General features: G+C 58.6%; 12 protein-coding genes and 2 pseudogenes. 11 read left to right on the forward strand and 3 right to left on the reverse strand.

The features are described 5' to 3' along the window. Positions 1-25: 25 nt before the first annotated feature. The 7 genes and pseudogenes from N4R57_20910 to N4R57_20940 all read left to right on the forward strand — a co-directional run bounded on the left by N4R57_20910 (position 26) and on the right by N4R57_20940 (position 6626). Positions 26-979, forward strand: a complete 954-nt coding sequence (locus tag N4R57_20910) for an aconitase family protein (GenBank protein ID UYV37373.1) — start codon at positions 26-28, stop codon at positions 977-979. After that, a complete protein-coding gene (locus N4R57_20915; GenBank protein UYV37374.1) occupies positions 961-1299 on the forward strand; it encodes an aconitase family protein in 339 nt (112 codons plus the stop codon). The genes N4R57_20910 and N4R57_20915 overlap by 19 nt, the downstream gene beginning before the upstream one ends. After that, on the forward strand, positions 1296-1781 hold the full coding sequence (locus tag N4R57_20920) for a 3-isopropylmalate dehydratase (GenBank protein UYV37375.1): 486 nt from the start codon (positions 1296-1298) through the stop codon (positions 1779-1781). The genes N4R57_20915 and N4R57_20920 overlap by 4 nt, the downstream gene beginning before the upstream one ends. Further along, positions 1778-2635 carry an isocitrate lyase/phosphoenolpyruvate mutase family protein gene (locus tag N4R57_20925; protein UYV37376.1) on the forward strand — a complete coding sequence of 286 codons (858 nt, stop codon included), beginning with the start codon at positions 1778-1780 and terminating at the stop codon, positions 2633-2635. Before N4R57_20920 ends, N4R57_20925 begins: the two co-directional genes overlap by 4 nt. 9 nt (positions 2636-2644) lie before the next feature. Continuing rightward, positions 2645-4311: pseudogene (locus tag N4R57_20930) on the forward strand (hydantoinase B/oxoprolinase family protein). Further along, positions 4304-6349: a hydantoinase/oxoprolinase family protein gene (locus N4R57_20935; GenBank protein UYV37377.1), complete on the forward strand. Its 2046-nt coding sequence runs from the start codon at positions 4304-4306 to the stop codon at positions 6347-6349. The pseudogene N4R57_20930 and the gene N4R57_20935 overlap by 8 nt, the downstream one beginning before the upstream one ends. 16 nt (positions 6350-6365) lie before the next feature. Next, positions 6366-6626 carry a hypothetical protein gene (locus tag N4R57_20940; protein ID UYV37378.1) on the forward strand — a complete coding sequence of 87 codons (261 nt, stop codon included), beginning with the start codon at positions 6366-6368 and terminating at the stop codon, positions 6624-6626. Between the two features lie 447 nt (positions 6627-7073). Here the strand turns inward: N4R57_20940 and N4R57_20945 are convergent. Beyond that, positions 7074-7718, reverse strand: a pseudogene (locus N4R57_20945) (McrC family protein). 223 nt (positions 7719-7941) lie between these two features. Between N4R57_20945 and N4R57_20950 the strand changes: the two are divergent. Continuing rightward, positions 7942-8214, forward strand: a complete 273-nt coding sequence (locus N4R57_20950) for a hypothetical protein (protein UYV37379.1) — start codon at positions 7942-7944, stop codon at positions 8212-8214. A 21-nt stretch (positions 8215-8235) separates the two neighbouring features. On the opposite strand, the gene N4R57_20955 is transcribed toward N4R57_20950, so the two are convergent. Both N4R57_20955 and N4R57_20960 read right to left on the reverse strand, forming a co-directional pair. After that, on the reverse strand, positions 8236-10149 hold the full coding sequence (locus N4R57_20955; protein ID UYV37380.1) for a TRAP transporter fused permease subunit: 1914 nt from the start codon (positions 10147-10149) through the stop codon (positions 8236-8238). A gap of 39 nt (positions 10150-10188) precedes the next feature. Further along, on the reverse strand, positions 10189-11298 hold the full coding sequence (locus tag N4R57_20960; GenBank protein UYV37381.1) for a TAXI family TRAP transporter solute-binding subunit: 1110 nt from the start codon (positions 11296-11298) through the stop codon (positions 10189-10191). A 49-nt stretch (positions 11299-11347) separates the two neighbouring features. On the opposite strand from N4R57_20960, the gene N4R57_20965 reads away from it, so the two are divergent. Genes N4R57_20965 through N4R57_20975 form a run of 3 tightly spaced genes read left to right on the forward strand, consistent with a single transcriptional unit; the run spans position 11348 to position 14580 of the window. Further along, a complete protein-coding gene (locus tag N4R57_20965) occupies positions 11348-12238 on the forward strand; it encodes an SMP-30/gluconolactonase/LRE family protein (GenBank protein UYV37382.1) in 891 nt (296 codons plus the stop codon). After that, positions 12235-12918 (forward strand): hypothetical protein, encoded by a 684-nt coding sequence (locus tag N4R57_20970; GenBank protein ID UYV37383.1) that lies wholly within the window; start codon positions 12235-12237, stop codon positions 12916-12918. The genes N4R57_20965 and N4R57_20970 overlap by 4 nt, the downstream gene beginning before the upstream one ends. Positions 12919-12969: 51 nt before the next feature. Next, positions 12970-14580, forward strand: coding sequence for an acetate--CoA ligase family protein (locus tag N4R57_20975; GenBank protein UYV37384.1), 1611 nt, complete (start codon positions 12970-12972; stop codon positions 14578-14580). Positions 14581-15001: the final 421 nt, after the last annotated feature.

Here is a 15001-nt window from a genome sequence, read left to right on the forward strand (position 1 = left end):
AATAGGGCAATAAGAAAGAGTTTCGATGTCCATACCTCCTGCCACCCTCAGCGAAAAGATTCTTGCCCGCGCCTCGGGCCGCGACAGCGTTCGCCCGGGCGAGATTGTGATGGTCTCCGTCGACCTGGCGATGATGCACGATTCCGGCGGGCCGCGCCGGGTCAAGCCGATGTTGGAGCAGTTGGGCGCGCAGGTCTGGAATCCTGACAAGATCGTGGTCGTCTCGGACCACTTCGTCCCGGCGGTGGATGCGGACAGCGCAGCGATCCTCGACCTGACCCGCAAGTGGGTGAAGGAAACGCAGATCCGCCGTTTCTACGATATGAAGGGCATCTGCCATGTAGTCCTGCCTGAAAACGGGCTGATCCAGCCCGGCATGATGGCTGTCGGAGGCGACAGTCACTCCTGTACTGGCGGTGCCTGGGGCGCCTTCATGGTCGGCATGGGGGCAACCGACATGCTGGGTGTGCTGGTCACCGGCGAGACCTGGCTACGAGTGCCTACGACGGTCCGCTTCCGCTGCGACGGTCGCCTGCCGCGCGGGGTCAGTGCCAAGGACATCATGCTCCATCTCTGCGCCACGGTGGATCCGGTTTTGATGTCCTACCGGACCGCGGAATACTGTGGCGAGGCCGTCTCTGCCATGTCGATGCCCGAGCGCATGACCTTGTGCAACATGTCCGCCGAACTCGGGGCCAAGACGGGGCTCATCGCGCCCGATGCAACGACCCGCGCCTGGCTCGAAAGGTTCGGGGTCGGCGTCGGCCCGCTGGAACTGCAGGCCGATCCCGACGCGGAAATCGAGCGGGAGGTTGTCATCGACACGCCCGCCCTTGCGCCGCAGGTGGCCGCGCCGCACTCGCCGGCCAACACCCATCCGGTCGGCGCTTGCCGAGGTCAGCGGATTACGCAGGCCTATATCGGGGCCTGCACCGGCGCCAAGCTGGAGGGCACCTGCACATGGCCGCCGAGATCCTGAAGGGTCGCAAGGTCGCCGCGGACATACGCCTGCTGCTGGCCCCCGCCTCGACCCGCGTGACAACTGAGGCGGCAAAGGACGGTACGCTGGAGATCTTGACCGAGGCGGGCGCGATCATGCTGCCCTCCGGCTGCGGCGCCTGCGCCGGAATGGGGGCCGGTATCCTCGCGGACGGGGAGGTCTGCATCGCGTCCACCTCCCGCAACTTCCGCGGCCGTATGGGATCTGCCGGGGCGGATGTCTATCTTGCTTCGCCCTACACCGTCGCCGCGGCCGCCGTCGCGGGCGAGATCACCGACCCGCGGGAGATGCTGTCATGACGGTTTCCGGCCTTACCCATGCCTTCGGCGACAAGATCGACACCGACCTGCTGTCGCCCGGCGCCTACATGAAGGTTACAATCGAGGAGATGGCCCGCCATTGCCTCGAAGCCGTCGACCCGGAGTTCACGACCCGCGTAAAGGCGGGCGACATCGTCACCGCCGGATTCGAGTTCGGCTCTGGCAGTTCCCGCGAGCAGGCTGCGAGCTGTCTGCTGCTGAACGGGGTGTCCTGTGTCCTTGCGCGGTCCTTCGCCCGCATTTTTTATCGCAATGCGCTGAACCTCGGGCTGCCCGTACTGGTCTGCCCAACGGCACATGAAATTCCGGCGGGCACCCGGCTGACCGTGGACCCGATGGCCGGCACCGCGACCGAACCTTCGGGCCGCGTCCATGCCTGCGACCCCATTCCCGCCCGGCTGATGGAGATCGTCTCCGCCGGCGGGCTCCTCTCCCACCTCGAAAAGACGAGGACCAGATGACACTTCGCGAACGGCTGTCGAGGCCTGAGATACTTATCGCCCCGGGCTGCTACGATGCCCTGTCGGCCCTGCTGATCCAGCAGGCCGGGTTCGAGGCCGCCTACCTGTCCGGCGCCTCGGTCAGCTACACCCGCTTCGGTCTGCCGGACATCGGCCTCGTCGGCATGAACGAGATGGCACAGACCCTGCGCGCCATTGCAGATCGGGTGGACCTGCCGCTGATCGTCGATGGCGACACCGGGTTTGGCAACGCGCTGAACGTGCAGCGCACGGTGCAGTCCTACCGGACATCCGGGGCGGGCGCGATCCAGATCGAGGACCAGACCTTCCCCAAGCGGTGCGGCCATCTCGACAACAAGCAACTGATCACGACAGCCGCCATGACCGGCAAGCTGCGAGCCGCTGACGATGCGCGCGGCGATTCCGACATGCTGATCGTGGCCCGGACTGACGCTGTCGCGGTCGAGGGGATGGAGGCCGCGCTGGAGCGCGCCGAAGCCTATATCGAGGCCGGGGCGGACATGCTCTTTGTCGAAGCGCCGCCCACCACCGATGCGTTGCAGATGGTCGGCGAAAAGCTGGGCCACAGGATCCCGCTGATGGCCAACATGGTCGAAGGCGGCAAGACGCCCCTGTCCTCCGCCCATGACCTGCAGGAGATGGGGTATTCCATGGTCATCTTCCCCGGCGCCTTCGTCCGGGCACTGGCCTGGGCCGGACAGGCCTTCTTTGCCTCGCTGCACGAACATGGCACGACCCGACCCTTTGCCGACCGCATGCACGATTTCCAGTCCTTGAACGATGTTCTAGACACGCCGGGGTTCATCGCCCGCGGCAAGACCTACGAAGAATAGGAGCTGCCTATGACCGAGCTTAACCCGATCACGCTGGCCGTTCTCAAGGGACGCCTTGAACAGATCGCGGACGAGATGGACGCGACCCTGTTCCGCTCTGCCTTCAACCCGATCATCGCCGAGGCCCATGATGCCAGCCATGGTCTCTACCATGCTGAAACGGGTGATACCCTGATACAGGGGAAATCCGGCCTGCCGATCTTTGTCGGCGCGATGGCGCACGCCACCCGCGCCGTAATCGAGAAGGTTCGCGCGGATGGCAACCTGTCCGAAGGCGATGTCTATATCTTCAACGATCCCTATGATGGCGGTACGCACCTCTCCGACTTCAAGCTGGTTCGCCCCTACTTCCGCGATGGCGCGCTGTTCTGCTGGATCGCATCCGTCGGGCACTGGCACGATGTGGGCGGCAACGTTCCGGGTAACTACAACCCCGTCGCGACCGAGAGCTTCCAGGAGGGTATGCTGATCCCGCCGGTCAAGCTTTACACCGCAGGGACACTTAACCCCGACATCGTGACGATCCTCAGCGCCAACTCCCGCCTGCCGCGCAGCGTCTACGGCGACATGAACGGCCAGGTGAACGCGCTGCAACTGGGCATCCGGCGGATGGATGCGCTGCTGGACGAATACGGAGCGGATACGGTCAGCGGCGCGCTTTCCACCCTGCGCGATCGCGGTGCCGTGCTGATGCGCGCCCGGATCGCGGGGCTGCCCGACGGCAGCTGGTCCGCGACCGACTACCTCGACAATGACGGCATCACCGACTGGCAGATGCAGATCAGCCTCGAAACCCGAGTCGAGGGCGACCGGCTGGTGCTGGATTTCACCGGCACCTCCGAACAGTGTATGGGGCCGCTGAACATCTCCCGCTCCACTGCCGAGGCCGCCTGCTATGTCGCGCTAAAACACGTCTTCCCGGATGTGCCCGCGAACGGTGGCGTCCTCGATCCGGTCGAGATCATCCTGCCCGAGGGCAGCCTGCTCTGCGCCGGCGCACCGCGTCCGGTGGGGGGTATACGGAAACTATCCTGCGGCTGATCGACGTGGTGTTCCAATGCTTCGGCCAGGCCGCGCCGGACATCGCACCCGCGCCCGCCTACGGCACGATCAATGCGCTGTCGATCTCGGGACATGGCGCGAACGGGCAACGCTGGGTCATGTTCTCCTTCTTCGGCGGCGGGCATGGCGGCCACAGCGACGGTGACGGGCTAAACCATGGCAACGCGCCGATCTCCACCGCGACCATCCCGCCGCTGGAAATCCTCGAGGCCGCTTATCCGGTGAAGTTCACCGAATGGGCGCTGCGGCCGGATTCCGGCGGCGCCGGCGAACATCGCGGTGGCCTCGGTGCCGTCTACGAGATCGAGCTTCTGGCCGAGGAGGCGCAGGCCTTCCTCTTTGGCGAACGCGGGCGCACGCCGCCTCCGGGCGTCAACGGCGGCGGGGCCGCCGCGCGCAACCGCTTTACCCATCCCGACGGGCAGGGGGGCGTCACCGAACCGGCGATGACCTCCAAGATGACCGGGCTGAAACTGACGCGCGGCCAGCGGGTCCGACTGGAGACCCCCGGCGGCGGCGGCTGGGGCAACCCGGCCGACCGTGACCCCACCCTGACAGCGCGGGACATTGCCCTCGGCTATATCGCAACCAAGGATACCAACGGAAATGACTGACAAGACGACTGTGATCGGCGTGGACGTCGGCGGCACGTTCACCGACCTCTTCTTCCTCGACGAGGCCACCGGGGCGATCGACGTGGTCAAGGTACCATCCACTCGCGGGCGCGAGGCCGACGGCTTCCTCGACGGGCTGTCGCGCAACGGCACCGACCTTGCCAGCGTCGGCACCATCGTGCACGGCACCACCGTCGGGACCAACGCCCTGCTAGAACGGAAGGGCGCCAAGTGCGGGCTTATCACCACAGCCGGATTCCGCGACGTGCTGGAGATGCGTCGCCGGGACCGGCCCGCAACCTGGGGCCTACGCGGCGCCTATGAACCGGTGATCACTCGCGACATGCGCGTGGAGGTGCCCGAACGCATCCTCGCGGACGGCACAGTCGACACGCCGCTTGATCGCGAGGCGTTGAAGGCGGCGGCACAGACCCTGCTGGACCGGGGCGCCCAGGCCGTCATCGTCGCCTTCGTCAACGCTTATGCGAACACGGCGCACGAGGAAGAGGCGCTGGAGGCCCTGGCGGACATCTGGCCCAACCAGCACCTGACCGCCGCCTCCCGCCTGCTGCCCGAGATACGGGAATTCGAGCGCACCTCGACCGCCGCGCTGAACGGATACTTGCAGCCGGTAGTGGCCTCTTACCTCGAAAAGCTCAACGACCGGCTCAAGGAAGAGGGCTTTGGTGGCGATCTGCTGATCGTCCAGTCGAACGGGGGCGTGATGACCGTCGACACGGCCAGCCGCCTGCCGGTGCGCACCGCTCTGTCCGGTCCGGCCGCCGGGGTCATCGCCTCGGCCGAGATCGCCTCGGCCGCCGGGTTCCCCGATGTCATCACCTGCGACATGGGCGGCACCTCCTTCGACGTGTCCTTGATCGCAGGCGGGGAAACCCATCTTGCCGCCCAAACTTCGATCGACTTCGGCATGGTCGTCCGCTCTCCGATGATCGAAATCTCGACCATCGGCGCGGGCGGCGGCTCCATCGCATGGGTCGATGACGCGGGCATCCTGCAGATCGGGCCGGAAAGCGCGGGCTCCATTCCCGGGCCGGTGGCCTACGGGCAGGGAAATGACCGCCCAACCGTCACCGACGCCAATGTCGTGCTGGGCCGGATCAACGCCGACCGCCCGATCGGCGGTAAGCTCGCCCGGCTGGATGTGGAGGCCGCGGGTCGCGCCATCGCGAAGCATGTGGGCGAACCGCTAGGCCTCGACATGATCGAAGCGGCTGCCGCGATCCTCAAGGTCGCCAATGCCCGCCTCGCCGGGGCGCTGCGACTGGTATCGATTGAACGCGGTTACGATCCCCGCGACTTCTCCGCGCTGCCCTTCGGTGGCGGCGGGTCGTTGCATGCCGGGGCGCTGATCACCGAGGTCGGGTTGAAAAGCGCGCTGGTGCCGCTTTATCCCGGCGTCGCTTCAGCGCTTGGCTGCGTCATCGCCGACATGCGTCACGATCAGGTGCAGACCGTGAACGGGGTGCTGGGCACGCTGGACTTCGAAGCACTGTCGGCGCAGGGGCAGGGGATGGCAGAGGCCGGTCTGGCGCTGCTCGGCGAGGGCGGCATCACCTTCACGGCCCGCGACGTGGTGGTGGAGCTGGACATGTCCTACCTTGGCCAGACCCATACGGTGCCGGTCGGCCTGCCACTGGAGGCCCTATCGGATCGTGTCGCGATCCAGTCCGCCTTCGAGACCGCATATGACACCTCCTTCGGCAGCCACCTGGAGAACGTGGCGATCCGTGTTCTGAATCTTCGGGTCTCGGCCATCGGGCGACGGCCACGGTTCGATCTGCGCGTCCTGGTGCCGCAAACCACCGGCACGACCGAGGACGCGGTCGTCGGCAGCCGCCAGATGTACGCCGACGGCGCGTGGCAGGAGGCGACGGTCTACGACCGGCTCGCTCTCTCCATCGGCAACAGCCTGAAAGGACCGGCGATCCTGGAACAGCCCGATACGACGATCATCGTCGAGCCGGGGCAGGTGGCCACCGTGGATGATTTTGGCAACGTCATCATCTGCAACGCGTGAAGACGGAGGAGGCCGAATGACAGACATCTTTTTCTGGTCGGCCGCCGAAACGGCCCTGCGCATCCGCCGGCGCGATGTCTCGGCGACGGAAGTTACCCGCGCCGCGCTGGATCGCATGACCGAGGTGAACCCGCGCATCAAAGCCATCGTCGACACCGGCGGGAACCTTGCCGCCGAGGCGCTGGAATTCGCGGGAAAGATAGATGTGGCGGGCTTGCCCGAGGACCCTCCGCCGCTCTATGGCGTGCGGGATAGTCAACTGACCCTCCCCCACTGAAATGTCTAGAATATTTTGGTTCTTAATGGCAGGAATTTTTTGGGCGCTATATACTCAACTAGCCAAAAACAACTTGCGGGATTTGGCTAGTTGAGTAGCCGGCTCCCTCCTTTTACGTAGTAGGTTAGATGGCATAGGGCACCTCGTGACCGTTCGGCTTGGCGATGCGCTGAACGAGCATCGCCGAGCCCATCATCGGGCTGGTCCCGCCCATCTGCTACATCAGTAGACCATAAGCCAAATTGGTCCAATTTTTTGGGTTCAGCTTGAAATCCCCTAAATCAGTATTAGCATTTATTAGCATTTATTAGCATTTATTAGCATTTATTAGCATTTTCTGCCTTTTTAGCTGTCCTCCCGACCCGCTGCACAACCCAAGCCTGCAAGGTTAGGCAGATGGCGGGTTGGCGAAGGCAATTAAATTCTTCTGCGTACAACGCAAACGTCCTACATCAGCACCTCTTCGTTCGCCGCGACAAGCATGTTCCGCAAGCGGACGGCAATGTTGTTGCCATTCGCAACATTTATGCTCGCTGTTTCAATGGTCGTATCCTGGCCTGAAATCCGAAATTGAGCCTGAACGCCTTCTTCAATCGTTAGGTCTTCGTGATGTGGATAGGGCAGCGTCAGTCGCGCTGCACCGTAGAGGTGCGCGAAAGCCATTATTTGGTAAACATCACTTTGCGAAACCCCCTGTTTTCGATCGTCAACGCGTGAGTAGATCCGCTTCCACTTCGTGTCGATCACATGCACGAACTTATCTTTTTGCTTGATCAGAATATCAGGCTTTGTTTAGAAAACCCCTCGATTATCGTCGAGCGAAGTCAGGCAGAATAGCCGCCCACCCTGAAGAGATACCCGGAATTCTGTGCCAGCCAATGTACGTCTAATAAGCCGGCCGACATACTCTTCGAATAGCGTGCTCATCTCAAACAGCATCGCAGTGCCAAGTCCAGATCCTGCACTTGTTGTTTGATACCGATTGCGTAGGAAGAGCTGTGCCATTTCGTACAATTCATGCCATGCTCTGTTGGTTCGGTCGATGACCACTTCATCCCATTTGAGTGCAGGAACAGCGACTTCGGCAATGTCGGCATAGACGAAAGCGAATTAGCGCAAGCGCTGTTGGTTGGACTGGCTACGCGACATTCTGGAGAGATATATGACCGTCGCTTTCATTAAGCGGTTCAGAGCGATGCCTCGGAGAGCTCACCGAATTTACAGGCAAGCCATGAGGGGTTTGCTGCGTGGTGTGAGAAATGACGCGGTAGGACAACCGCTCCGTTTCCGGTGCGTTGATCCAGACGTTCTCGGGTTGGATGACGGTGAACGCCAGAGATCAGCCATGCCGCAAAGATTGCGCATGGTGGCCATGGGCGTGATGACCGGCCTTTACGTCGCCAATGCCGTTGCCATAGCAATGATCGCAGCATACTGGCGGTCCACTTCGTTTTGCTGCTCGAAATTCACCCGTACTGCCCGCTCGCGTATTTCAGGTGAATATCTGTTTCCACATTTGTTTTTTTCCACAATCCAGCATCCCTATTCTTGGGCCTCCGGCAAATCCAGCGCGGTTCATTGGTGCTGACGTTAAGGAAAAAAATCACCGTCAGATTTTGCCTTGTGCAATCTTGTGCCGTGCAAGCTGCGCCAGTGTCGGCCACATCGTGAATGTCAGAGCAAATAGCATCCACAACGGATTGAACCCTACGATCACAGCGATTATCGATCCTGCGCTGGCCGCTAGCGCCATGCGCTCCCATACCTTCATTGTAGAGAGCCAGAATCCCTGGGTTGCAGCAGCTAACAGTATAGAGGCGAACGCAGCGGCAAGCCCAACTTTGATCGAGCCGGCGACAGAGTCGCCACGCATAAGTAAGCTGCTGTTATAGACCAAAAGAAATGGCAATACATATAGCATGATGCAGAGGCGGGTTGCTTCCCATGCGGTACGGAAATAGGGGGCTCTGGCAATTGCGCTCGCAGCTAGTGCTGCAGCGGCGACAGGTGGCGTCACTGCTGACATCACAGCAAAATACAAAATAAAGAAGTTGGCGGAAAAGATGTCAACGCCGCTTTCAGTCAGGATAGGTCCGGCAATGGCGCTGACAAGCACATAAGCACCCACGGTAGGAATTCCTGCTCCCAGCAGTATGCACATTACGGCGGTTAGAATTAGCGCAACAAACATCGAGCCGCCTGAAAGGAAGTCGATGGCGGATCCCAGCGGTACTGCTGCGCCAGTAGCGGTGACAGATTCGGCTAGAAGCCCGATGGCACCAATAATCACAGCAATGCCTGCACCCATCTTGGCTCCTTCCACCATCCCGTCCAGAAGCTTGAGCGTGAAAGTACGCAGGTCCAACGCCAAAGTGTAGAAAGGGCGTGCGGGACGCATCCAGGCGAGATCAATAAAAACCATCGCTAGGCGCGTCGCAGCCAAAGTGACGATGGCCCAAAAACCCGCAAAGGATACAGAATAGAGATTGACCAAAAAGTAGACCAACACGCCAGTTGGAATTACGAAAATTGGAAGAAACCGGATCAAAACCTGTAGATCGGGAGCAACCGTTTGGCGTACGATGCCTAGCCGGCGCGATTTGAAGTAAACACTTGCGAGAAGAGCCAAGTAAAACAGTGTGGCAGGGATTATAGCTGCGACGACCACTTCGAAATATGTGACTGAAAGTACTGCAGCCATTATGAACGCAACCGAACCCATAACTGGCGGAACCAGTTGACCGCCAGTCGAGGCAGCAGCCTCTATCGCGCCAGCGGTGGCGGGGTCGTAGCCTTCACGCTTCATGATCGGGATCGTATAGCTGCCAGTGATGGCAACATTGGCAACGGCCGCGCCGGTCACAGTACCCATCAAACTGGAACTGATTACAGCGCTCAGCCCTGCTCCCCCAGGAAACGCACGGCTTACAGCCTTGCCGATCTCGATAAAGGCGCGATTCCCGTCAAGAGATTGCAGCAACCCGCCGAAAACCATAAATAAAAATATAAAGTTTGCAGAGATCGCCATGAATTGACCATAAAGCCCGCTGTAAAGTCCGATCGATAGATTGGAAATCACTGTGTCAAATGGGATGCGACTGGCGGCGGCCGATGTGGGTAACATGTAGCCCCACAAATTGTAAGCAACTGCGACAAGTGCAATCAATGGTAGGGCCATACCCCAACGTTGACGGGCCGTCTCCAGCACGGCAAAAATCAGTGCGATGCCGACCAGCACGTCAAGACGACCCGGAAACCCTTGATTTACAATCAGGGCGTCATAGTTGATCTGAACGTAAAGTGTGCAGCCCAGAGCTACAAGTGCGACCAACAAAAGCCAAAAGCGCTGAAGTCGGCTACTAGTCTCAATTGCGCTACCAAGCAGCACGAGTTGAAGTGCGACTCCCAGGTGGGTATTTTGTACTAGAACCGATGGCAGAATTGGCGTCTGCGAGGCGATGAGCTGAAAAACAGTCATCGCCAACGCAAGCGCCATCAAAAGCCGAGATGTGACAAGACGCATTCTATTCCCTATTTAGATGACTAACGCACGCTGGATCGATCACTTTATCAGACCGGCTTCACGATAGGCGCGTAAAGCACCAGGATGAAGCTTTGCTTCGATCCCGTAGGGAAGGAAAGCAGGTGTGAACAGAACGCCAAGTCCACCAGCTGCGTTTATCTTTTCTAGGTGCGCGAGAGTTTGTCGAACGTATTCGTACGCCGTTTCTTCAGGAAAAGTGGCATCAACAGCCACGAAATCGGGATTGGCGTAAAGCATCACATCCCCTTCTTGAATTGGCAACGTGCCGTCCGGAACTGTTAGGATGTGATAGGGAACGCCGGTGTCGTCATGCGTCTTGCGCAATCCTTTTTCTGTCCAAGGCACAATGTGAAAACCTCGACCGGATTGTTCGAGGTTCAGAATCCCGGGGACAACACCTACCTTGTTGTCAGCGGCGTTGTACCAGCTTAGCGTAAGGCCAACATCGATGGTCCCATCAAGCAACCCTGAAAAGATGTCGGCAAAAGAGAGGTACTGAAGGTTCACATCTTCCAGTACGCCAAGCGATTTCAACGTCTCTTCGGCCATGACAGTCGCAGTGCCAGCTTTCGGCCCCAGCGCGATAGTACGGCCCTTAAAATCCTCCGGCGACTTGATGTTAGCATCCGCAGTAACCAACATCCAGATAGGCCACGTCGCGTTCATCAGCGCTTGAATTTGCAAATCGCCCAAGCCGTCCTCGAAGGGGGCCTGTTTATTGGCTGCCAACCAGGGACTAATCGGGTCAGAGTTGAAGATCAATTTAGTACGGTCTTTGGCTCCGATAGCATAACGCAAGTTGTATATGTAACCCTGTGTTGGTTGAGGCTTACTGCGCAATGTCTCTGAATTTTGCTCCAGTATTCGGGCAATGCCAAGCGCCCATTCATATTCGCCGATACCCGCCGGCGCGGTGAGGTGGTCAACAGTAGTTACCTGGGCAGTCACACCGCTAGCGGCGGTCATCACTACCGTCAGCCCCAGTCCGGCAAGGGCTAACCTAAGAGAATTGAGCATTCGGAACATTTTTTCCTCCAATTTTTGCCTGCCGTCTCTTGGTACGGACGGAATGGCCACAAGTAAGGTTGACATATATATTGCTAACATTCTTAACTCTGTCTCAGACATGTTTGTGAGTCCAGTAGTTTTTCGTATCGATCAGACAGGGGGGAAACCCATGAGTTCAATCGACTATACCTTGCTAGTTGATCAGATAAGTCATGTTGGAAAAGGTCTAAGCCGCCCAGAATGCATTCTCGCGCAGAAGAATGGCGTGCTCTGGATCTCCGATGACAAGAGCGGCGTTGTAAGGCTAGCACCCAATGGCGCACAGACGCGTATCGGCTCGCTTGGCGGTTCACCCAACGGTATAGCAATGGACCGAGACGGCTCTTTCGTCGTGGCAAATATCGAAACTGGTGAAGTTCAACGCTTAAGCCGTACCGGTGAAGCCTCGACAATGCTTCACCGACTAAACGGACGGTCACTGGGCGCGGTAAACTTCGTGCTGTTCGACAGTAAATGGCGTTTGTGGGTCTCGGTATCTACCCGGACAATTCCGCGCGGTGATGCGATCAAACAACCGCGACCCGATGGCTACTTGATGCTAATCGACGACGCAGGAGCGCGCATCGTTGCGGACGGCTTTTATTTCACTAATGAGATCAGATTTAGTCTGGATGAAAGCGTGCTTTATGTCTCGGAAACCGCAAAGGGGCGAGTATCGGCATTTGATGTCGACGGCTCGGGTGATCTGTCGAACCGCCGCATATACGGCCCGGATGGTTTCTGGCCCGGCGCTCTGATCGACGGTATTACTGTGGATGTTGAGGGCACGCTTTGGATTACCGAGATCACGCGGAACGCGCTGATCGTGTTGCCTGCCGGGGGTGAACCCAAAATCTTCTTTGAAGGGCCGGATAACGGGCCGGTTTGGTTTCCGACCTCACTCACTTTCGCGGGCCAAGACTTGCGCGATGCCTATATCGGGTCTCTAAAAATGGATCAACTGGCGCGGTTCCAATCGCCTGTTTCGGGGCCGCCGCCGCCGCATTGGCTAATCGAATGAACACTGCCGGCGGAAAACAGGTAGTGATTTATGGAAGCGGGTTCTCACTTTCCTTGCAAACCAAGATGCTCGCAATCGGAGAGACTCTGGTTGTGCTTACATTCAACTTTTCAGCAGAAAACGGTGTGGATTCTCCGCATGTCGTGTATTTCTCTGCTGTGTTCCTCGGAGCGGTGCCGATTTCACTTAATGGGTTCATGGGAACGAAAGACACGAGCCGTGTTCAAATCACTGAGTACTCCCGGATGGGTGCGAACAACAACATGGCGGGCGTATTAACAGCGTCAGTGGGCACAATAGTTATTGCCCATTTGGGCAAGTTTCTATCGCCTTTGAAACCAACTGCCGCCGCGTTGATCTGGGCAGCGCGACGCAGCACGAAAGTTTCGGTCCTAATCCTTATCGCGACGAGAGCTTTTCGTCTTTTTAGAGAAAATTACTCCAGAGCGCTGCGCCATTTGAATATTTCCTTCCCAAAAACTTGGCGCAAATTCACTCACAATCTTACTGACCGCGGGCGTCCTCTTTGCTTTCCTAATGTTCATACTTCTAGGCCGGACGACCTGACTGCTGCGTCCATTGTGCCGAAATGGCGTTTCAGTGATCAGGTGAAAGCTTGGAATATTACACCCAGGCGCCTCTGCATCGATGCGTCGAACTCAAGGCAACTTTCTACGTAGGGCCACCGCTAGCGCTAATACCGACTACTTCGACAACACAAGGAAACTGGAATGACGGGTCAGATTAATAGAAACTCGAGTGTTGCCGATTGGCGGCTAGCCGCCCAGGAAGCGGCACAAAGCGCACGTCAATCGGGGGCGAAGGCCCTGTCCGAAATCTCGGCAAAGGCTGTTCTGTCCAGCCATGGGGTTTCGACGCCACTCGGCAAGTGGTTGGCGCGGCCGGAGGATGCAACGGAAAATGCTCTTGGCCAACTAACGCCGCCGTTGGTTGCCAAGCTTGTAACACGTGCCGGAGTTCACAAGAGCGATTTTGGTGGAGTTCAGTTAAATCTTAACAACGCCGCAGAGGTCAGCGCCGCACTTTCAGCGATTAACGCCGCAGCAGCTAAGGCAGGGATCGAACCGGACGGGTTTTTGGTGGAAGAGCAGGCCGCTCCGGGTGTTGAACTGGTGCTTGGCGGGGTTTTCGACCCGCGTTTTGGCCCCTGCGTGATGGTCGGACTTGGTGGGGTCTTCGTTGAGATATTCGAAGACGTCGCCTTTCGCGTCTGTCCGATAGACGAAAATGAAGCACGCGAGATGCTGGCAGAACTTAAGGCGCGACCCATTCTTTCCGGAGTGCGCGGACGCGATGGCGTAGACGTTGATGCGCTGGTGGCAGCTTTGGTCGCCTTTGGTGGCCCCAGGGGAGTAATGATGGCGTTTGAAGGCCAAGCGGTGGAAATTGACGTGAATCCATTAATCGCAGGACCTGGAGGTGCTGTTGCAGCAGACGCTCGAATCATGTTGAGCGCCAGCGCCAACGCAGCTCTTGAGCCCGCTCCACCCATAGATATGCAGGTGACACGCGAAATGTTCCGTCCGCTGTTTCGACCTAAGAGCATCGCTATACTTGGTGCGTCATCATCTGGCAGCGGCTTTGGTAACGAGGTGATTAGCCACAGCCTTGCTTTTGGTTATCAAGGACGCATCACTCCGATACATCCGACCGCTTCCGAGATACAGGGTTTAAAAACTTCGCAATCCTTCGCCTCGATGTCGGAGCCGGTTGATTTTGCCTATGTTGCGATTGGTGCCGATGCAGCGTTGGAGGCACTTGGTACAGCCCCTAACAAGGCACATTTTGTGCAAGTCATGTCCTCCGGTTTCGGCGAAAGTCAGGATACAGTGAAGGAACGTCGTCTGCTGGAAATTGCGAAAGCAAATGGTTTCCGCCTTCTCGGGCCGAACTGTCTTGGCGTCCATTCGCCCCGTGGAGGATTGACCTTTGTTGGCGGGGCCGATTCAACGCCTGGCAACATAGGGGTGATCTCTCAATCTGGCGGGTTGGCCGTCGATGTAATTCTGAAAGGCGGCGCTCGGGGGCTCAAGTTCTCGGCGGTAACCACGCTGGGCAACAGTGCAGATTTGACGCCCGCAGACCTATTGGAGCATCATTTCGCAGATCCCGAAACTGATGTTATCGGCCTTTACCTAGAAGACGTGCGAGATGGCAGGCGCTTCGTGCAGCGCTTGAAAGAACACGCCTGCGAAAAGCCGGTAGTAATGCTTGTTGGGGGACGAACCGAGGCTGGGGGCGCGCTGCTGCTTCGCATACAGGAGCGTTGGCGGCAGATGCTCGGCTTTGGTCCGGGATTGAACGTCAAACAGGTGCGGTAATAGTTGATACCTTGGAAGAATTCTTGAATGCACTTCTTGTCTTACAGTTCCGAAACTGCCGTAAGGACAGCCCTACGCAGCGTGTTGCACTATTCGGTAATGGGGGCGGGTCAAGCGTTTTGGCCGCAGACGCTTTTGCGCGAAACGGGCTGGAGATACCGCAGTTTTCCGCCTCTACGTTGGCTCGATTGGAGGCGCTGAGCCTACCACCGGGCACAGGGTTAGCCAATCCTGTAGACACTCCCGCTGGGACGTTACGCCATCGTGACGGCGCGGTTGCAAACGAAATCCTTGATATACTGGTTGGAGAAGCAACCCTCGATGCAATTGTTCTACACGTCAACCTTCCAGTCTTTACCAGTTCGACCAATCAACGTGTGGATGTCATCGGTGGGTTAGTGAGCGGAGCGATGAGAGTTGG

This window comes from Rhodobacteraceae bacterium D3-12 (assembly GCA_025916135.1).
Taxonomy (GTDB): Bacteria; Pseudomonadota; Alphaproteobacteria; order Rhodobacterales; family Rhodobacteraceae; genus JAKGBX01.